This is a genomic window from Aliiroseovarius marinus (assembly GCF_050881025.1).
GTDB lineage: Bacteria > Pseudomonadota > Alphaproteobacteria > Rhodobacterales > Rhodobacteraceae > Aliiroseovarius > Aliiroseovarius marinus_A.
Genome location: NZ_JBNNXQ010000002.1, coordinates 475,215 through 494,634, shown reverse-complemented (window position 1 = coordinate 494,634; position 19,420 = coordinate 475,215). Strand labels below are relative to the sequence as shown.

The following is a 19,420-nucleotide window of genomic DNA, read 5'->3' as shown; positions in this document are numbered from 1 at the left end:
TGCGGGTTGGGGGTGGCCCCGCGCGGGGCGCGGGGCGGGGTGTCCCAGATCAGAACTCCATCCAGATCGTGACAGGTCCGTCGTTCACGAGCGAAACCTTCATGTCCGCGCCAAACTGCCCTTGCGCAACCTCTATCCCGAACCCACGCAGCTGATCCGCAAAATACGCGTAGAGCCTTTCGCCCTCGTCAGGCCTTGCCGCCGTTGAAAACCCCGGCCGATTGCCGCGCGAGGTATCCGCGGCGAGCGTGAATTGGCTGACAACCAGCGCCTGCCCCCCGATATCCATCACAGACCGGTTCATCTTGTCCGCTTCGTCTTTGAATATCCGCAGTTTCGAGATTTTGGCGGCCAGCGTATCTGCGTTGGCCTCCACGTCTCCGTCCATGGCACAGACCAACACCAACAACCCTGCGCCGATCTCGCCGATCACCTCTCCATCCACCCGGACCGAAGCTTCGCTGACCCGTTGTACCAATGCCCGCATCAGGTGTCTCCTTCATGCCAATTGACCCATTCCGACAGGTCCGCGCGTTCGGTGCGAAAGCTGTTGGCGGGATGATCTGTGTCGCCATATCCAAAGGCGATCCCACACAAAACCACGCGATCCTCGGCCAGCCCGAACCAGTCGCGCAGAAAGGGCGCAAAAGCTGCGACGGCCGCCTGCGGGATCGTGGATACGCCCAGCGATGTGGCCGCCAGGGTGAACCCGGTGACAAAGCCGCCGCAATCGAGATAGGCATAGGGTCCAAGTTCACCCGGCGCGGTGATCAGCGCCATATGCGGTGCGCCGAAAAAGCGGAAGTTTTCCATCATTTGCAGGGCTGAGCCCGCGCGATCCCCGCGTGTCACTCCAACCGCATCATAAAGCTGCAGCCCACAGGTTTTGCGCCGCGCCTGGTGCGCCCCGGTATAGGCCAATGGCCAGTCCACATCGGGCACCTGTTCGCTGTTGCTGGCATGAGCATAAAGCGCATCGGCGAGGCGCGCGGTTTGCGCCCCTGATGTCACCTCGACCTGCCAAGGTTGTGCGTTGCACCAGCTGGGGACTTTCTGTGCGGCCAGCAGGATCTGTTCGATCACGGCACGCGCGACCGGGTCGGGCCTGAACGCACGGCAGGAATGGCGCGCACTTAGAAGCGCAGAAAAGTCGTCATATTGCATCAAGCACCCTATTGGCTCTGCGCGGAAAAATAGCCGATTGCCCCGGCAATGATCAGCCCCAGAAGCACGGCAAAAGCGATCTTCCAGGCCGAGTAGGGGCGTTCCCCCTGCACCCGCCCGTTTTGGCCATTCACCACAAACCGATAGGTCTTGCCCCGGTATTTGTAGGCGGCCAGCCAGACCGGCAGAAGAATGTGTTTGAAGGTCAGATCAGACATGTCCGTATCCATTTGGCTGACCCGCTGGCGATCCCCGCCAATGTCAAACTTCACGTCCCGCAGGATCACCCGGTTCATGTGATCGCGTGCTTCCGAGAAACCGTCGTCCAGTTCAACGGTGTAGCCCTCTGCCCGGAAACCGGCCAGAAACTCGGGGCGATAGGGCTCCAGCCGGGACAAATCCCATGGTTCCAGCGCATCGGTGTATTTCTTCGGCAACCCCCGCGAGGCCAGAATCAGCACATCGTCAAAGAACCGGGCAACCCGGCCAGAAACGGGCGTCCAACGCACGTGTTTCGTGGTCTTTTGCTCTCGTTTCCCATTCACCACCACGGTGCGCGTGCGTTCATGCACAATGCCGCGCTGCCCCGAATAACGTGTTTTCGTATCCGCATCGAAGGTCCAGTAGGGCACGTAGATACCGGTCATTTTACGGCCCTTGCGAGCGTAGTCACGCAGCCCGTTTGGGGCAAACCAAAGCCGCCCCAACCAGTCGGTCATGGCTTTGCGGGCTGCACGTTCTTCGATTTGAAACGGCGCAAGCCCCTTGGGTTTGATGTGGCGATGCGCGCCTGTGTCGGTGACGACAGGGGTGGCACAGAACGGGCATTCAGCGGCATGGGTGGCGGCGTCGAACTCCACTTGCGCGGCGCAGTTTGGGCAGGACAGCACGCGGGTTTCTTCCAGCTCGTGTTCTGGCAAATCCGCGTTCAGCGCGCGCTCCAGATCCAACTCGCGGATCACGGGTTGCGCAGGTTGGCGATCCTCGATCGGCGCATGAAAGCCGCAATGATCGCAGGTCAGTTCATCCGCTTCGGGATCAAATCGCAGATCCGCCCCGCATTGGTCGCAGGGAAACCGGTGCTCTTCAAGAGGGGCCTTGGTGTCTTCGCGAGGGAACGCCATCCGATATCCTCAGAGGTATTTGTGCAGGGCTTTCGGGACCATGATGCGCAACGCGTTGTCTTTCAAGCCGAAATGGCGCCACAGGTGAAAGCCAGCATGCACGAGCATCAGGATGAAAAACGCATCAAAAGCGATTTCGTGAATCTCTTCAGCGATGTCGTGCAGGCCCTTGGGCGCGCCGCCCGGATTGATTTGTACAAGCCCGAAGGCGCGAATGGCGAAAGGGGCTGCCAGACCCGCAAAGGCACCGGTGGCCACGGTCAGGGGCAGGCCGATCTGAAGCGCCTTATGCGACAGGACATGGAACCGTTTGCCCCAACCGGGCAATTTCGGCCCGGCCCGACCCGCCAACCCCTTTGACAGGAACATGCCCAGCCAGATTGCGGCCACCAAAGCCAAAAGGATGCCCATGCCGGAATGGGTGGCCAGACCCAGACCGGGATTGCCCCTTACCTCTTCCGGTTCAACAAGGAAGAAATAGAGGATCAGGCCAAATGCCAGCCAATGCAGCCATTTGATCGCGCTGCGCCGGGTCATGGATCAGGCGCCCGGCGGGGGCGGGGGGAGGATGGTGAAAAGCTGGGCCAGCTCGGCCACATCTTCGGCACGTTTCCAACCGTCCTGGCCCGGGGTCCAGACATGGCTGTCGCGGCTCAGCTCGCCCGCTGCCGCCATGCGGCCCAGTGCAGCCTTGGAAAACGGACCTTTCGTGGCGCCGTTTTCGGCCACATGCCAGACATGTTCAACCGGCGGGGGAGGTGGGGCCTGCACGGCAGGCGCCGCTGCAGGAGCGGCACCCCATGGGCCTGTCTGCATCTGACCGGCCATGCCCATACCCATGGCGGCCCCCATGCCTGCGCCCATCGAGGACGCCATGGCCGAGTTTTCAGCTCCCATGGCTTCGGCTGCGTTGAACTTCATGTAATTGTCCAGGTTCCCCGCAATTCCCATCGAGGTGCGTTTGTCCATCACCGCTTCGACCGCGGGCGGAAGCGAGATATTCTCGATATAGAATTCGGGGATCGACAGGCCATAGTCTGCCACCACGCCCGAGATTTCGGTCGCAACGATCTTGCCCAGATCAGCAGTGTTGGCGGCCATGTCCAGAACCGGGATGCCCGCGCTTGCAATCACGCGGCTGAAGGCTTGCACGATGATGTTGCGAATCTGGAAGCTGATTTCGTCCATGGTAAACTCGCCGTCCGTGCCGACGATTTCCACCAGGAATTTTGCCGGGTCCGACACGCGCACCGCATAGGTGCCATAGGCACGAATGCGGGTCGGGCCGAACTCGGGGTCACGCAGCATGATCGGGTTTTTTGTGCCCCATTTCAGGTCACCCATACGCGTCGTGTTGACGAAATAGATCTCGGATTTGAAGGGCGATTTGAAGCCGTGATCCCAGTGGTTGATCGTGGTCAGGATCGGCATGTTGTTGGTCTCGAGCATATAGAGCCCGGGGGTGAACACATCGGCCAACTGGCCTTCGTGAACGAAGACGGCCGACTGGCCTTCGCGCACGGTCAGCTTGGCGCCGTATTTGATTTCGTGGTCTTCACGTTCGAACCGCCAGACCATCGTGTCGCGCGTGTCGTCGACCCAGTGGATCACGTCGATAAACTCGCCGGTCAGAAAATCAAGAATGCCCATAAGGTTCCTCCTTGGGGTCAAATCACGCAGAATTGCCGAGCAGCTCGTGGGCCACACGGTGAATGATTGGGCGCGCCTCAGTGGCAGACATGCCGGGGCGCAGGCGTTTGTCGTAGAGAATGCGCAGCAGCATCTCGTCATGGGTGGTCAAAAGGCCGAACTCTTCGTCATCATTGAAGATGGACGGGCGGGCCTGTGGGCTGTCATTGGACAGGCCAAGACCTTGTGCCACTTCTTCGTGGATGCAGGCGGTGCGCATCAGGTCGGGGTGTTCGCCGCGGATGATGGCGACAGCCTGATCAAAGCGACCCGAATTTGAGGGGTCACGCGCAAAAACAAGGCAGTAGGTGTCGCGCGGCATGTTGATCACCGCCCGTTGGCTGGCAGAGGATATGCCGGGCACAATGCGCATGAGCTCCGGGCCGAAGGCGCGGCGTTCGTCCTCGTTCAGCACGTAGACGCGGAAGTTGCCACCGCCAGACACCATGGAAATCGGGTGCCCGGTCACGCGACCCAATCGGGCGGCGAAACGGCTCAAAGTGGCCCGATCTTTCTGGCGTTTCGCGCCGTCAACCGTGGGGCCGAAATGCACCGAAATGCGCACCGGTTTTTCCCAACGCGTAAGCTTCGAGGCGTTTTCAAACGCCACCAGCCGCCCGCCGGAGGCCGTGTATTCCTGATGAAGGGCGATGCGTTCAAAATTGCGCGCGAGCATCGCTTGGGTGAAGGGCACATCCACGCCGCCGCCATCGGTGCGCAAAAGCCCCTGCGTCAGCAAGCTGCGCTGCACCGCTGTATAGTAGGTTTGCAGCGCTTCGCTGTTGGGGCCTGGCGCGGCAGGGGTGACCGCCGCGCGCGGAGGGGGCGTCGGGCTGGTTTTTGGCCCGCTGACCCCCGGCGCGGTCGCGTTACAGGCAGACAGCGCCGCGATGACCGCTGCCCCGCCTGCCCATGTTGCCGCTTTTTGCCACGCGCTGCGCATGTCAGCCCCTTTCACCCGGTCCGTATCAGCTTAGCTGTCCGACACGCTTTGTGCCAGATTGTGGCCCGATGCGGTGCCGCGTGCCTTGGCCGAGGCCAGCGTGTCTTTCAGCTCGGCCTCCATCTTGACCAATTCGGCCTCGGCTTCGGCGCGTTTGGCTTTGCCTTCATCCGCAATCGCCAGGCTTTCCTCGATCGTGGCGATCAGGGTGGCGTTGGCGGATTTCACGGCTTCAATGTCAAAGACACCGCGCTCCATTTCCTGACGGACCATGCGGTTGGCTTCCTGCAGGTTTTCGGCATTGGCGGTGAGCAGCTCGTTGGTCAGATCAGTGGCATCTTTCACTGCGACAGCTGCCTCGGCCGAACGCTGGATGGTGACCGCCTGCGCCAGCTGGGTTTCCCACAGCGGCACGGTGTTCACCAGCGTCGAGTTGATCTTGGTCACCAGCGATTTGTCGTTTTCCTGCACAAGCCGGATCGAAGGCAGCGACTGCATGGTCACCTGACGGGTCAGTTTCAGGTCATGCACCCGGCGTTCCAGATCGTCGCGGGCGGCGCGCAGGTCGCGCAGCTCCTGCGCCTTGATCACGCCCTGATCTTCGGGGGCGGCGTCAACTTCGGCCTCTTTCGCAGGGATGACCGTGGCATCCAGCTCGGCCAGTTTGGCCTCGCCTGCTGCAATGTAAAGCGCCAGCTCGTCGTAGAACTCCAGCGTCTTTTCATACAGCTTGTCCAGCGACTTGATGTCTTTCAACAGCAGATGTTCGTGGTTCAGAAGCGTGTCGGTGATCTTGTCGATCTGGCCCTGCACGGTTTCATAGCGTGCCATGAATTTGGCTGCCGGCGCCATGCGACCCAGCAGTTTTTCCCACCAGCTGCGCTTGCGGCGCATGTCCAATTCGCTGATCGAGAAACCGCGGATCGTGGTCACGATGTTGCGCAAGGAGTCACCCGCCGGGCCAACATCCTTGTTGCGCACGCCCGACAGCATGTCCTGGCTGATCACCTGCAGTTCGGATTGCGCGCGCGAACCAAACTCGATGATCGACTGGGTGTTGCCCATGTCGATCTCTTTCATACGCTTGGTGATCGCGGCAGAGGTCTTCTTGTTGGCATCTTCCAAAGGCACCAGCGCGGTCGAGGGTTCGGGCAGCACGATGGCGGTCACGTCCTCGATCTCTTTCAGGGCGGCTTGGGCCTTCTGGCGTGTGGTCTCGGTCATGGGAAATCCTCGCTCTTTACTCGTTTGCGGTCACGCCTTCGCGTGCCAGTCGTTCGCGCAATACTTCGATTTCAACATCAAGGTCGCTGCGGTCGTCGGTTAGAAACTGTTGGGTTTTGGCGGCGAAATTGGCTTCCAGATCATCCAGAAGCACTTCGTAATCTGCGCGCGCGCCGCCATGGGGATCGCGCAGGTAAATATCGACAAACTTGGTGGTCGCATCGCGTGCACCCAGAAGGTAGACACCCATGAATTTGCGGGCCGCCGTCAGGTCGCGCGGATCGTTTTCCACCGTGCGGAACATGTCGCGGGCGGTGGTGATGAATTGGTCCAGCCGCGCGTCAAGATGGCGGTCACGGGTGCGCGCGATGGCGTCACGCATGGCGGTCAGATGCTTCTCGGCTTCGCCCACAGCGCGGGCCACGCGGTCGGTTTGAAATTCGTCGATGCCCTCCACGCCCTTGTTGCGCAGGGGGTCCGGGCCAAAGGCCGCAAGGTGCAGTGCTGCGCCAAGGACGGCAAAGATTGCTGCATTGATGACAGAGCCTCCGGCAAAGCCCGCCAGCCCCAGACCCGCGCCCATCAGGACGCTGCCAAACAGCTTGCGCGGCAGCGCCGGGCGGCGAGCGATTTTGCGGGCATCATAGGCTTGATGGGCGATCACACCGTCGCGTGTCAGCCACGCAGACCCGATCAAAAGACCAAAAGCCGCAAGTGTCATCGCCAGACCCGCAGGGTCCTGAAAGAAAGCCCTGACGGCCAGCGGCAGCGGGGCGAGAAACAGGAAGTTCACGCGGCCTGCGGAACGCGCGGGCTCTTTGCCGTCAAAGGGGCGCCGCGTGGGCGCCGTGTTTTTGGGCTGTCCGCCGGGGCTGTGTTCGCCCCCATATCGCTGTGCCATCACGCACCCCCCGCGATCGAGACGTAGAGGATCAGTGCCAAAAGCATAAAAAACGCGGTTTTCTGCAATCCGTTTTCGGACAAGTCAGGCTCCTTTCGGTTGCCGTTCGGCGTCAATATAGGCGCGCCACGCGTCTCTTTCCATGTTTAACCGTGGCTGCGATTTTGTTCAGCATGGCGTTCAGCGGCCAGTTTACGCGAGTAACCCGACTGGATCGCCTCGACGACAAAGAGGACAATGACCGAGAAATAGAAGGTGGTTTTCGACATCGGGATCAGGTCATAGCCCATGATTTTGATCTGCAGGCTGTCATCATGCATCGCATGAGCCGCTGCCGGGCCAGCTTCGCCCAAAAGAACCACGCCCACGATCAGAAGGATGAAAAGGCCCAGCACTTCATACATGCGGTTTTTCTCAAGAAACCGGGTGACGCCATCGGCCAGCAGCAACATGGCAAGCCCGGACAGAAGGATCGCTGCGGCAAGCACCGGGAAGACATCCGTGATGGCGATGGCGGACAAGACGGAATCGAAGCTGAAAATCAGGTTCATGAAGACAATCAGCAGCACGACCTGAAACGCTGATTTGCCGGATTTATGGGACACATCCGTACCAAGATGGTCCAAAGACAACATGTGACTGATTTCCTTCACCGCTGTGTAGATGATGAAGATCCCGCCGAAGACAAAAACCACGGTGGCAAAGTTCACCCCGCCTTCGATGATCCCGGGCATGTCGAATGTGTAGAACGGTTCGGATAGTGCGCCGATCAGGTGCACCATGGCAAAAAGCAGCACAACACGCAGCGCAACGGCAATGATAATGCCCCAAAAGCGCACCGCGCGTTGATGGGCAACGGGCGCGCGCTGGCTTTCAATCGAGATGTAGAGAAGGTTGTCAAACCCCAACACAGCCTGCAGGAAGCAGAGCATCAGAAGATTTCCGAGGTTTTCAAAAGTCAAAAGGTCGGCCATCTGCCCCTCCGCATGTGTTTCAGTGCCGCACCATAGATGCGAGCGCTCACAGGGCAAGGGGGAAAGCGGGGCGGATTGGCCCCGTTCTCGGCAATTTCACGCCGTTCGCTGTCAGTCGTGCGTGGATTGCGACAGCTGCTGGTGCCACCGGGTCAGCGCGCGGGTCATGACGCGGTTCCACAGGCTGGGGATCAGGGCCAGCGTGGCCATGGCGGGCAGCGAATAGGGCAGCATCGGGGCTTCCATTGCGGTGGGCAGGCGCAGGGCCGGGTAGGGGCGCATCGGGTGGGCGTGATGATCTGAATGGCGCGGCGCGTTCAGCATCAGGTGTGAGGTGAACCAATGCGGTGCGTTCCAGCTGTGGTGCGCGCTGACCGGTTCATAGCTGCCATCTTCGCGTTTTGCGCGCTGCAGCCCATAGTGCTGAACGAAGTCAGACAGCAAAAGCTGCATTTGCGCATGCATGCAGACCAACAAATATCCGATCAAGCCGCCAAATCCGCCAATCAGCACCGCCAGCACCAGCATCAGCGCTGCGCCGGCGATATAGATCACATAGGGGTTCAGCCCCCGGCCTGATTTGCGGCTCAGATCGTGTTTCTCCATCTCGTAGCCTGCCACGAAAGACCCCACCCAGGCACGCGGGGCAAAGTCATAGAAGGTTTCGCCTTGCCGGGCGGAATTGGGGTCATCGGGTGTGGCGACAAAGCGGTGATGCACTTTCGGGTGGGCCGAACTGTGATGGCCGAACAGAAGCGAGATATAGACCCAGACCCCCAGCCATCTGAGCTTCCGGTCGCCCCGGTGGATCAGCTCGTGCGCGTTTGAGTTTGAGACCTGCCCAAAGAACAACCCGGCTGACAGGAACACCACGACCACGCTGCCCACGCCCAGCCCGGTGCCGCCGGACAGCGCAAAGACCACCAGAGCCAGAAGCGCGAAATGGCTGACCGCAAGCGTGGCCGACAACCGGTCTGCATCCTGCGCGACCTCGTCTTCGTCCAGCGCGGGCGCCAGGCGCACGACGGCCTCGTCCAGCCCAAAGGCCAAAGCGGTCATATATGTCAGGGCAATCAGCGCCATCACGCCGCCGAATATGGCGCCCAGAGCAATCAGCAAAACAGGTGTCAGGGACGCCACGGCGAAATAGCGCAGCGGATGATCCACAGGGATGGAAAGCGCCATGATGGCCTCCGGTGTTACAAGCAGCCCGCCCCCCAGCTTGGCTGGCCGAACTATCGACGAAAATCAAAGGCTGTGCAATCCACCCTATGCAAGTTGCGCAATCCGTCATGGGTATGTCGCTTTTGAATGGCGCGTCATGGGCGTGACCCGCTATGTTGGCGACGTTCTTCACAAGGATGAAACGGGGTAAGCCATGGCGCTGGACGACAAAAAAGGCATCTGGAAGTCAGGCAAAGGCAAGGGGCGGCGCACGCCCAAAGGCCGCCAGCTGAACATGGATGCACTGGACCAGATCCAGACCCTTTTGGGGGAACGGCCCCGCCGTCGTGACCTGCTGATCGAGTTTCTGCACCTTATTCAGGACGCATACGGCCATCTGTCTGCCGATCACATCCGCGCGCTGGCGCAGGAAATGGGCACCGGTCAGGCCGAGATCTACGAGGTCGCCAGTTTCTACGCGCATTTCGACGTGGTGAAAGAAGGTGAGACGCCTCCGCCTGCGCTGACCATTCGCGTCTGTGATTCCCTGTCCTGCGAACTGGCCGGTGCCGAAGCACTGCAAAAAGCGCTTGAGGACGGGCTGGACGCATCCGAGGTGCGCGTCGTGCGTGCGCCGTGCATGGGGCGCTGCGATACGGCGCCGGTTCTGGAGTTGGGCCACAACCACATTGATCACGCCACGTTCGAGGCGACCGTCGCTGCTATCCAATCCGACGACACCCACGCGCATATCCCCGACTATCAGGATTTGGCCGCCTATCAGGCGGAAGGTGGTTACGCCAAACTGGCCGAGCTGCGCGCAGGTGCTGACTGGAAAGACGTGCAGGACACCGTGTTGTCCGCAGGCCTGCGTGGCCTTGGGGGCGCGGGCTTTCCGTCCGGCACCAAATGGGGCTTTGTGCGCGCCAACGAAGGTCCGCGCTATCTGGCCGTCAACGGCGACGAGGGCGAACCGGGCACGTTCAAAGACCGCTACTATCTGGAACGCACCCCGCATCTGATGCTGGAAGGCATGCTGATCGCCGCCTGGGCGGTCGAGGCCGAAACCTGTTTCATCTACATGCGCGACGAATACCCCGCCGTGCTGGCGATCCTTGGCCGTGAAATCGCGGCTCTGGAAGCAGCGGGCATCGTCACGCCCGGCTATATCGACCTGCGCCGGGGCGCGGGTGCATATATCTGCGGCGAAGAAAGCGCGATGATCGAATCGATCGAGGGCAAACGCGGCCTTCCCCGCCACCGCCCGCCCTTTGTGGCGCAGGTGGGCATCTTCAACCGCCCGACACTGGTGCATAACGTCGAGACCCTGCATTGGGTTGCCCGCATCATGCGCGAAGGGCCCGAGATTCTGACCTCGGTCGAGAAAAACAGCCGCAAAGGGTTGCGCAGCTATTCCGTGTCGGGCCGTGTCGCCAATCCGGGCGTGCATCTGCTGCCCGCAGGCTCGACCATCACCGATATCATCGAGGCTGCCGGTGGCATGGCTGACGGTCACAGCTTCAAAGCCTATCAGCCGGGCGGACCGTCCTCGGGGCTTTTGCCCGCGTCGATGGCCGACATCCCGCTGGATTTTGACACGCTGCAGCCACATGGTACGTTCATCGGTTCCGCCGCCGTGGTGGTCCTGTCAGACCGCGACAGCGCCAAGCAGGCCGCGCTCAACATGCTGCGGTTCTTCGAGGATGAAAGCTGCGGTCAGTGCACCCCATGCCGTGTCGGCTGCGAGAAAGCCGTGAAGCTGATGCAGGCCGACAAATGGGATCAGGACTTGCTGGAAGAGCTGAGCCAGACGATGGTCGATGCCTCGATCTGTGGACTTGGGCAGGCGGCGCCGAACCCGATCCGTCTGACCATGAAGCACTTCCCTGACGAGGTGTGACTTACCCCTCGTTGCGGTAAACGCGACAGGTGCAGCCAGAGGCCGACAGCTTGCGGCACAACGCCATCGCGCTTTTGCGCGTGTCGCGCCCGATGCGCGCCATCAGAAACCCGCGCCGCCCGCTGACCCGGTTTTTCACCGGCACGTAGTCTGGCACCTCGCCTGCAATCAGCTTGCGACAGGACCGGGTTTTGGCGCGAAACCCGGCCTCGGCCTTTGCGCGGGTGGTGCCAAAGGCCAGCTGCACCCCCCAAGGGGCGCGCGCGGGTTTTGACTGAGGGGCGGGGGACAGGCGACGGGTTTTGGCCATGTCTTCACAGGCGGTCTGAAACGGCGTGTCGCCATCCAGCCGCAGGTCCGGCATTTTTACGTCCGGGGCAAGCCAATCGGGCGCGCGCATCCCGGTGATGATCCGCACGTAGTCGCGTGTTTCGCGCATGAGCCCCCTGGTGCCTGCGATCAACCCTTCGGCGCGCTTTTCGCCACCGTTGTAGCCAATCGCGGCCAGCCCCGGGTTGCCATAGGTTTTGGTCATCTCCGCCAGGTATTCAGCGGATCGATCCAGGGCTTCGGCGGGGTTGAAGGCATTCCTCAGGCCACGCAGTTTCGCCGTTCCCGGCATGAACTGCGCGATGCCTTGCGCGCCCGCATGGCTGATGGCGTTGGGGTCAAACCGGCTTTCCTGCCAAATGAGCCGCGCGAAGAAACCAACGTCCAGACCGTGGTGCGTGGCCAGAACCTCGATGGCGCGGCAGGTGTCCGGGGCGAAATTTGCGGTGCGAATACAGACCACCGGTTCACGCCCAAGCCCCGTGCAGGCCACCTGCCTGAGCTGTGCCAGCGCAGGCATCGCGCTGATCAGAGCCAAGGCGGCGGTAAGGGCAAACACAGGAAATCGCATCACGCGCCCATCCTGCGCGCCTGTTACCTTCTGTCAACGTCACACTTGACCTTTCCCTTTGTGACGCGCATCGCTTGAGGGGACGCAACCTGACCCGGACGATATGACAGAACTTCCCGTGATCCTTGGGCTTTTCATGGCGGCCCTTTATCTGCCCCTGACCTCTGCGGCGCCCAGCTGGCCGCGCAGTTTCGTGAAGACCGTGCCGCTTTTGGCCTTTGCCTTCGCAGCCTATCAGCAGGGGGCAAGCGCTTATCTTGTGGCCGGGTTATTTCTGTCAGCGCTGGGTGATTTTGGGCTGTCGCGGGATGGGGACGGGCCATTTCTCTACGGGCTGTCAGCCTTCGCCCTGGCGCATCTTCTGTACATCCTTCACTTTCTGACCCTTTCAGGCGCACCGATATACGAGGCGTTTTCCACCGCACCCATTCCTGCGCTTGTGCTGGTCGGGCTGATGGTGTCGACCGAGCTGTGGCTGGCGACCCATACAGGTCACCTTCAATGGCCCGTGCGCCTCTATGTCATCATCATCGGGGTGATGGGGCTGTGTGCACTGGCCTTGCCCTTTGGCTGGACGGTCATCGGCGCGGGTCTGTTCATCGTTTCAGATGTCATCCTCGCGATCAGCCTGTTTCGCATGTCGGACACCTATCACCACCGGTTCAAGGCCGGATATGCGATCTGGGGCTTTTACATCGCGGGGCAGCTTTTGATCCTTTTGGGCGGGCTTGCAGCCTAAAGCGTTTCAAGATCACGTTGGAGCACAAGTTGATCTCGATACACCCACATCAGTGATAGGTTCCGCGCGTTTCGACATATTCTCGTGCCTCAACAATAAGTCGAAGTGCTTTAACGCACACCAAATGTTTTGAGCGTCAGGGGAATGGCCTTGAACTCCATCGCGCCAACGCGATTGCCCCATTGCAGGGGCTTGGTGACCGGATCAAGCCAGCGCATCTTTTCACACCATGCCGCCGCGCGATCCCATGTGCCCGTCGTGTCGGCCTCGCGATAGCCATCGGCCGCCGAACGCGCTTCGGGGGTATCCTTTGGCACAAAGCCATAGATGGAATGAATGAAGATAATCAGGTCATACATATGCCCGCGTGGCGTATTGCGCGCAGGTGAATATCGTTCGAAATCCAAAAGCACGATGCTTTGACCATCCCAGCACATATCTTTGATTGCAGGGCGGCCATGGGACAGGCCTTTGGCATGCATTTTGGCCAGTTCAGCCCCTGCCACGTGGAAGGCCTTTGCTCTGTCCGCCTCCGTTCCCAGACGGTTCACAAGAATATGGGACAGGGTTGGGCCGCAATCTGCGGTGACAATGAAATTTTCGCCCTCGGCCGCGATGTCAGGCACCGGCACACCGGCATTTGCAAAGGCATGATGCCCCGCAACATCGGCGCGGAACGCCTTCATTGGGTCGCCCTTTTGAAGGCGCCACCGCAGAGACAGGGTCTCGGCCTTTTTGGCCCAGAAAGTCTGGCCCTCATCCTCTAGCCGAGCAATCCGGGCATCGGGATCAGCCAGAAACTGGTCAAGCTGGCGTTGCAGGGCCGGGTTGTCAAAATGGCGGTCATGGTTGGTCATCTGCGCTGTGTATCATTTTCATAAGGGTTTAGAAGGGGGGGAACCCCTTCCATCCTGCCCTTTTGTGCCTTAGGTGAAAGAAAAGCAGTATGGGGTCGCTCGCATGGCATTCTTCTCGAAACTCAAGGAACGGCTGTTCAAATCCTCTTCGAAGCTCGAAGAAGGGCTTGAGGCGATCGTTGAAGATGGCGGTGAAGAGGAGGTCGTGGAGACCCTGACCGAAGAGGCGGCACCAGTTTCTGTTGACGAAACCGCCTTGGAACCCCCTGTTTCTCCTGAGCCTGAGCCTGAGCCTGAGCCTGAGCCTGAGCCTGAGCCTGAGCCTGAGCCTGAGCCTGAGCCTGAGCCTGAGCCTGAGCCTGAGCCTGTTGCCATTGTTGAGGAAACGATTGAGGTTTCACCGGAACCGGAACCGGAACCGGAACCGGAACCGGAACCGGAACCGGAACCGGAACCCGCGCCCGTCGAAACCACCGTTGATGCGCTGGTCGAAGACACGCCCATCCCAAGTGCCAAACCTGGACTTCTGGGCCGTATGTTTGGCCGCAAGGAGGCGCAGAAAGTCGTTCGTCGCACGGTTGACGATGACATGTTGGAAAGCCTTGAGGATCTGATGATCACGTCGGATATGGGCGTCGATACGGCCATGCGCGTGACGGCCAATATCTCGGAACGGCATTTCGGCAAGAAGCTTTCCGTGGGCGAGATTAAAGCCGTGCTGGCCGAAGAGGTCACCCGCATCATGGAACCTGTCGCGGTGCCCATGCCGCTTTATCCCAAACGCCCGCAGGTGGTGTTGATCGTCGGGGTAAACGGCGCAGGCAAGACCACGACCATTGGCAAATTGGCCAGCCAATTCACGGCAGCTGGCAAAAAAGTGGTGATCGCGGCAGGCGATACGTTCCGCGCCGCCGCCGTGGAGCAGCTGCAAGTCTGGGGCGACCGCGCCGGTGTGCCGGTGCTGACCGCGCCCGAAGGCTCGGACCCCGCGTCGCTTGCCTTTGACGCCATGACACAAGCCGAAGCCGATGGCGCCGACCTTCTTATGATCGACACCGCGGGCCGGTTACAAAACCGCACCGACCTGATGGAGGAGCTGGCGAAGATCGTCCGCGTTATCAAGAAGAAAGACGAAACCGCACCGCACAATACCCTTCTGGTGCTGGACGCCACGACCGGTCAAAACGCCCTGTCTCAGGTCGGCACCTTTCAGGATCTGGCGGATGTGTCGGGGCTGGTCATGACCAAGCTTGACGGCACCGCGAAGGGCGGCGTTCTGGTCGCGCTGGCAGACAAGTTCGCCCTGCCCATTCACGCCATCGGCGTCGGGGAACAGATCGACGATCTGGCGCCCTTTGACCCCGAAGAGTTTGCCCGTGCGTTGATCGGCATCACCGAGTGATGTGCGATGAGCGATTGGCTCACCTCGCTGGAAGGCACCGCCGCCGGGCATGACCTTGCGCTGGCACTGGCCTTGTTTGCCGCCTTCCTACACGCGCTTTTCGGGGCGCTTCAGAAAGGGCGGCACGATCCATGGCTGTCACGCGGCGCGATTGATCTGAGCTATGGCCTGATCGCCGCGCCTTTTGCGCTGTTCGTCGTGCCATGGCCCGAGCCGCATATGTGGCCGATCTTTGCCGTCGTCTTCGTGATCCACGTGGGCTACAAACTGGCGCAAAGCTATACCTATCAGCTGGGCTCTTACACGGTGGTCTACCCTGTGGTGCGCGGCACCGGGCCGCTTTTCACCGTGATCGGCGCGGGGCTGTTGTTCGGCGAACGCTTCACGGGGCTGCAATGGTTGGGGGTGGCCACGCTGGTCGCGGGCATCTTCGCACTGGCCGCCTATAACCTGCGCCACTGGCCGCTTGGGCGCGACAAGCTGAAGCCAGCGCTGGCGATGGCCGTGGTCACCGGGCTTTTCGTCGCGGCCTATACAACCTATGACGCCTACGGCATCCGCGCGACCGCTGATCCCTTCACCTTCCTTGCGTGGTTTTTCTTCATCGACGGGTTTTTCATGCCGGTGATCGCGGGGCTTCGGTGGTGGAACATGGCGGAACGCCCTGCGCTGGCCCCGTTGATGGGGCGCGGCCTTCTGGGTGCATTCGTTGCCTATTTCAGCTTTGGATCGATCATGCTGGCCACCCGTCTGGACAGCGTGGGCGAGGCGGCCGTGCTGCGCGAAACCTCGACCGTATTTGCGGCCCTGATTGGCTGGCTGGTGCTGGGTGAAAAGGTGGGTCCGCGCCGCCTGACGATGATGGCTTTGATCGCGGCGGGCGCCGTGATAGTCGAGATGGGTGGATAAAGGAGTTCCCATGACCGAGAAACAGCCAAGCCCCGGCCTGAAAGCCGCGTTGGAATACGGGCCGATCATCCTCTTTTTCGTGGCCTACACGATGCTGAAGGACCGTACATTCATGGTCGCGGGCACTGAATATTCAGGCTTTGTCGCGGTCACGGCCATGTTCATCCCGGTGCTGGCGCTGGCCACGCTCGCCCTGTGGCGTATCACCGGGCATCTGTCGAAAATGCAGATCGTCACCTTGGTGCTTGTGGTGGGTTTCGGCGGCTTGTCGATCTGGTTCAACGACGAACGTTTCTTCAAGATGAAACCGACGATGATCTACCTGCTTTTCGCGGGCGTGTTGGGCTTTGGCTTGATGCGCGGGGAAAGCTATCTGGAAGCGGTGATGGACAAGGCTTTGCCGTTGGAACGCGAGGGCTGGATGATCCTGACCAAGCGTCTGGCGTTGTTCTTTCTGGTGCTGGCTGTGGCCAATGAAGCCATCTGGCGCGCCATGTCCACGGATGCCTGGGTGAACTTCAAAACCTTCGGACTGCCCGCCGCAACGTTTGCGTTTTTCATGACCCAGACGGGGCTGTTCAAACGCTTTGGTGTCGAAGAGGGCACCAGCGAAGATGACAGCGGTCAGGCTTGACGATATGTCGCACAGCCGCTAGGAAACGGCACCGAGGCGATTTGTTCACCGGATTGCGGGCCTCGTAAAACATTCTGCTAAAGAGGTCAGGGACAGTACAGGTCAGACCCGTACGAACACCCCCGACGCTCTATCGCGGTGGGGGTTTTTTTGTGCGAAAGGAACGCGCGATGACGAAATGGGGCAAACGGACCGAAGCGGTGCATGGGGGCATCCGTCGCAGCCAGTATGGCGAGCTGTCCGAGGCCATGTTCATGACCCAGGCTTTCGCCTATCCGTCCGCCGAAGCCGCCGAGGCACGCTTTATCGAAAGCGGCCCGGACGAGTTCATCTATGCGCGTTACGGCAACCCGACAAACCGCATGTTCGAAGACCGGATTGCCGCCATCGAAGGCACCGAAGATGCTTTCGCCTGTGCCTCGGGCATGGCGGCGGTGAACGGCGCGCTCATGGCGCTGACGCAGGCGGGGGATCACGTCGTGTCCTCGCGCGCGCTGTTTGGGTCCTGTCTTTACATTCTGGAAGATGTGTTGGGTCGTTTTGGGGTCGAGATTACGCTGGTCGACGGCACCGACAACGCCGCGTGGGAGGCCGCCATTCGCCCCGACACCAAGCTCGTTTTCCTTGAGGCGATTTCGAACCCAACGCTCGAGGTGATCGATCTGGCTCATGTGGTGAAACTGGCCCATGACCATGGCGCGCTGGTGGTGGTGGACAACGCAATGCCGACGCCGGTCTATTCCTATGCCACGCGGCTGGGCGCGGACCTTGTGGTCTATTCGACCACCAAACATGTGGACGGGCAGGGGCGGATGCTGGGCGGGGCCATCTGTGGCCCGCGCGACCTGATCCGTGGTCCGATTGAGGCTTACGTGAAACACACGGGCGGCGCGATCAATCCCTTTGCGGCTTGGACCCATCTGAAGGCGCTGGAAACGCTGGATCTGCGTGTGCGGGCGCAGGCTGGCGCGACAATGCAGGTGGCCGAGGCTTTGGCGGATCACCCCAAGCTTCTGCGGATGAGCTATCCGCAGCACCCCAGCCACCCGCAGCACGCGGTGGCCATGCAGCAGGCGCCCTCGGGTGGGACGGTTCTGGCCATCGAGGTCGCGGGCGGGAAAGAGGCTTGTTTCCGCTTCCTCAACGCGCTTCAGATATTCACCATCTCGAACAATTTTGCCGATGCGAAATCCATCGCCACCCATCCAGCGACCACGACGCATCAGCGTCTGCCGCAGGACCAGAAGGATACGCTTGGTATTTCTGATGGGCTGGTGCGGCTGTCGATCGGGTTGGAAGACCCCGACGACATCATTTCCGACCTGAAACAAGCCTTGGACGCGGCCTGATTTGTCGCTTTTCGCCCTGTGCGTTTGGAGAATCCCTGCCATATACCTATGTTAGTGGGTGTGTGGCAGGATCGGAGGGTCCGTGATGAACCAGATGAAGCGCAAGGGCGGCGACGCCCCGGACATGCGTGCGGCCGAGGACGCGCTGGAACTGCTGCGCAACTGGGCGTCAAAGGCCGACCCGGTCGAAGTGGCGGCGCTGGACCCGGCCATTGCCCGGCTTTTGCCCGATGCGGCCCTGTCCAACTACCCCGATCTCAGCCGCGACTACCCGGCTGATTTCGAGCCCGATGCGGCTTACAAGGCGTCGATGCCCGACCTGCAAAACGGCCCTGCCAGCCTGATCCAGGGCGCCAAACGGCACATTCAACACGTGGGTATTTCGAACTTCCGCCTGCCTATTCGCTATCACACGCGCGACAGCGAGGATGTGACGCTTGAGACCTCGGTCACCGGCACGGTCAGCCTTGAGGCCGGCAAGAAGGGCATCAACATGTCGCGCATCATGCGCAGCTTTTATGCCCATGCGGAAAAGACCTTCAGCTTTGACGTGATCGAAGCGGCGCTGGACGATTACAAGACCGATCTGGAAAGCCTTGATGCGCGGATCGAGATGCGGTTTTCCTATCCGGCGCGGGTGGAAAGCCTGCGTTCTGGCCTGTCGGGATATCAGTTTTACGACATCGCGCTGGAGCTGGTCGAGCATCGCGGCAAGCGGCGCAAATTCATGCATCTGGACTATGTCTATTCCTCGACCTGCCCCTGTTCGCTGGAGCTGTCAGAACATGCCCGCCAGATGCGCGGGCAGCTGGCCACGCCGCATTCACAACGCTCGGTGGCGCGCATATCGGTCGAGAAAATCCACCAGCCGACGGGCACCTTGTGGTTCGAAGACCTGATCGACCTTTGTCGGATCGCCGTGCCGACCGAGACGCAGGTGATGGTGAAACGCGAAGACGAACAGGCCTTTGCCGAACTCAATGCCGCCAATCCCATTTTCGTCGAAGATGCAGCACGGCTGTTTTGCGAACAACTGCAGCAAGACGACCGGATCGGAGATTTCCGCGTGGTGGCCAGCCACCAGGAAAGCCTGCACAGCCACGATGCCGTGTCGATCCTGACCGAAGGCGAAACCTTTGACGCGGAAAGCCTTGATCCAAAGCTGTTCTCAACCCTGTTTCACGTAGGGTGATCCGTCGAGTGAACTGATTTGCATGGCGGGGTTGCGGTTTTGTCAGTGGTGTCGACAGCAATGCTGACCTATTTTGAGGTCAGGGAGGAAACCAACGCACATTTGCCGAGAGGTTTCCAATGGCTACTCAAACTCTTCACGCAAGCACACCTGTTTTCGCGTCACTGAAATCGTTCTTTTCTGCAATTGGGAACGGTCTGGTGGCCGCTGCAGAAAACTCATCACGCATGAAACGCATCCAGGCGTTGCAATCAATGACAGACGCCCAATTGGCTGCAAAAGGCATCAAGCGGGACGACATTGTACGTCATGTGTTTTCGGACCTCTTCTACGTCTGAGCACGGGCCTGATGGG

At 60.5% G+C, this 19,420-nt stretch carries 20 protein-coding genes and 1 riboswitch; of the genes, 8 read left to right on the top strand and 12 right to left on the bottom strand.

Going from position 1 to position 19,420, the window contains the following annotated elements; all coding sequences use genetic code 11:
• Nucleotides 1-49 precede the first annotated feature (49 nt).
• The 10 genes from dtd to ACRY08_RS07870 all read right to left on the bottom strand — a co-directional run bounded on the left by dtd (nt 50) and on the right by ACRY08_RS07870 (nt 9,204).
• Entirely contained in the window at nt 50-487 is a 438-nt protein-coding gene (gene dtd / locus ACRY08_RS07915) for a D-aminoacyl-tRNA deacylase (protein WP_432449366.1), read from the bottom strand.
• Nucleotides 487-1,164, bottom strand: a complete 678-nt coding sequence (locus ACRY08_RS07910; RefSeq protein WP_432449365.1) for a nitroreductase — start codon at nt 1,162-1,164, stop codon at nt 487-489. The genes dtd and ACRY08_RS07910 overlap by 1 nt, the downstream gene beginning before the upstream one ends.
• An 8-nt stretch (nt 1,165-1,172) precedes the next feature.
• Entirely contained in the window at nt 1,173-2,288 is a 1,116-nt protein-coding gene (locus ACRY08_RS07905) for a primosomal protein N' (replication factor Y) - superfamily II helicase (protein ID WP_432449364.1), read from the bottom strand.
• 9 nt (nt 2,289-2,297) lie between these two features.
• Nucleotides 2,298-2,825: a cytochrome b gene (locus tag ACRY08_RS07900; protein ID WP_432449363.1), complete on the bottom strand. Its 528-nt coding sequence runs from the start codon at nt 2,823-2,825 to the stop codon at nt 2,298-2,300.
• A gap of 3 nt (nt 2,826-2,828) precedes the next feature.
• Nucleotides 2,829-3,938: an SPFH domain-containing protein gene (locus ACRY08_RS07895; protein ID WP_432449362.1), complete on the bottom strand. Its 1,110-nt coding sequence runs from the start codon at nt 3,936-3,938 to the stop codon at nt 2,829-2,831.
• Between the two features lie 22 nt (nt 3,939-3,960).
• Complete coding sequence (locus ACRY08_RS07890; protein ID WP_432449361.1) at nt 3,961-4,920, bottom strand: DUF2927 domain-containing protein; 960 nt, start codon at nt 4,918-4,920, stop codon at nt 3,961-3,963.
• A 30-nt stretch (nt 4,921-4,950) separates the two neighbouring features.
• Complete coding sequence (locus ACRY08_RS07885) at nt 4,951-6,144, bottom strand: toxic anion resistance protein (protein ID WP_432449360.1); 1,194 nt, start codon at nt 6,142-6,144, stop codon at nt 4,951-4,953.
• Between the two features lie 16 nt (nt 6,145-6,160).
• Nucleotides 6,161-7,045, bottom strand: coding sequence for a 5-bromo-4-chloroindolyl phosphate hydrolysis family protein (locus ACRY08_RS07880; protein WP_432449359.1), 885 nt, complete (start codon nt 7,043-7,045; stop codon nt 6,161-6,163).
• Nucleotides 7,046-7,191: 146 nt separating this feature from the next.
• A complete protein-coding gene (locus ACRY08_RS07875) occupies nt 7,192-8,019 on the bottom strand; it encodes a TerC family protein (protein ID WP_432449358.1) in 828 nt (275 codons plus the stop codon).
• Nucleotides 8,020-8,130: 111 nt separating this feature from the next.
• Nucleotides 8,131-9,204, bottom strand: coding sequence for an alkane 1-monooxygenase (locus ACRY08_RS07870; protein WP_432449357.1), 1,074 nt, complete (start codon nt 9,202-9,204; stop codon nt 8,131-8,133).
• A gap of 193 nt (nt 9,205-9,397) precedes the next feature.
• Between ACRY08_RS07870 and ACRY08_RS07865 the strand changes: the two genes are divergently transcribed.
• Nucleotides 9,398-11,083, top strand: coding sequence for an NAD(P)H-dependent oxidoreductase subunit E (locus ACRY08_RS07865; RefSeq protein WP_432449356.1), 1,686 nt, complete (start codon nt 9,398-9,400; stop codon nt 11,081-11,083).
• A 1-nt stretch (nt 11,084) separates the two neighbouring features.
• Here the strand turns inward: ACRY08_RS07865 and ACRY08_RS07860 are convergent, their stop codons facing one another.
• Nucleotides 11,085-11,984 carry a lytic transglycosylase domain-containing protein gene (locus ACRY08_RS07860; protein WP_432449619.1) on the bottom strand — a complete coding sequence of 300 codons (900 nt, stop codon included), beginning with the start codon at nt 11,982-11,984 and terminating at the stop codon, nt 11,085-11,087.
• A gap of 103 nt (nt 11,985-12,087) precedes the next feature.
• Between ACRY08_RS07860 and ACRY08_RS07855 the strand changes: the two genes are divergently transcribed.
• Complete coding sequence (locus ACRY08_RS07855) at nt 12,088-12,723, top strand: lysoplasmalogenase family protein (RefSeq protein WP_432449355.1); 636 nt, start codon at nt 12,088-12,090, stop codon at nt 12,721-12,723.
• A gap of 110 nt (nt 12,724-12,833) precedes the next feature.
• Here the strand turns inward: ACRY08_RS07855 and ACRY08_RS07850 are convergent, their stop codons facing one another.
• A complete protein-coding gene (locus tag ACRY08_RS07850) occupies nt 12,834-13,580 on the bottom strand; it encodes a hypothetical protein (RefSeq protein ID WP_432449354.1) in 747 nt (248 codons plus the stop codon).
• Between the two features lie 103 nt (nt 13,581-13,683).
• Between ACRY08_RS07850 and ftsY the strand changes: the two genes are divergently transcribed.
• The 6 genes from ftsY to ACRY08_RS07820 all read left to right on the top strand — a co-directional run bounded on the left by ftsY (nt 13,684) and on the right by ACRY08_RS07820 (nt 19,404).
• Entirely contained in the window at nt 13,684-14,982 is a 1,299-nt protein-coding gene (gene ftsY / locus ACRY08_RS07845; RefSeq protein ID WP_432449353.1) for a signal recognition particle-docking protein FtsY, read from the top strand.
• Nucleotides 14,983-14,988: 6 nt separating this feature from the next.
• Nucleotides 14,989-15,891: an EamA family transporter gene (locus ACRY08_RS07840; protein WP_432449352.1), complete on the top strand. Its 903-nt coding sequence runs from the start codon at nt 14,989-14,991 to the stop codon at nt 15,889-15,891.
• A 10-nt stretch (nt 15,892-15,901) separates the two neighbouring features.
• Nucleotides 15,902-16,525 (top strand): inner membrane-spanning protein YciB, encoded by a 624-nt coding sequence (locus ACRY08_RS07835; protein ID WP_432449351.1) that lies wholly within the window; start codon nt 15,902-15,904, stop codon nt 16,523-16,525.
• A gap of 23 nt (nt 16,526-16,548) precedes the next feature.
• Nucleotides 16,549-16,627: riboswitch (SAM riboswitch) on the top strand.
• Between the two features lie 68 nt (nt 16,628-16,695).
• Nucleotides 16,696-17,874, top strand: coding sequence for a trans-sulfuration enzyme family protein (locus tag ACRY08_RS07830; protein WP_432449350.1), 1,179 nt, complete (start codon nt 16,696-16,698; stop codon nt 17,872-17,874).
• Between the two features lie 85 nt (nt 17,875-17,959).
• Nucleotides 17,960-19,066: a GTP cyclohydrolase FolE2 gene (folE2, locus tag ACRY08_RS07825; protein WP_432449349.1), complete on the top strand. Its 1,107-nt coding sequence runs from the start codon at nt 17,960-17,962 to the stop codon at nt 19,064-19,066.
• 119 nt (nt 19,067-19,185) lie between these two features.
• Entirely contained in the window at nt 19,186-19,404 is a 219-nt protein-coding gene (locus tag ACRY08_RS07820; RefSeq protein WP_432449348.1) for a DUF1127 domain-containing protein, read from the top strand.
• Nucleotides 19,405-19,420: the final 16 nt, after the last annotated feature.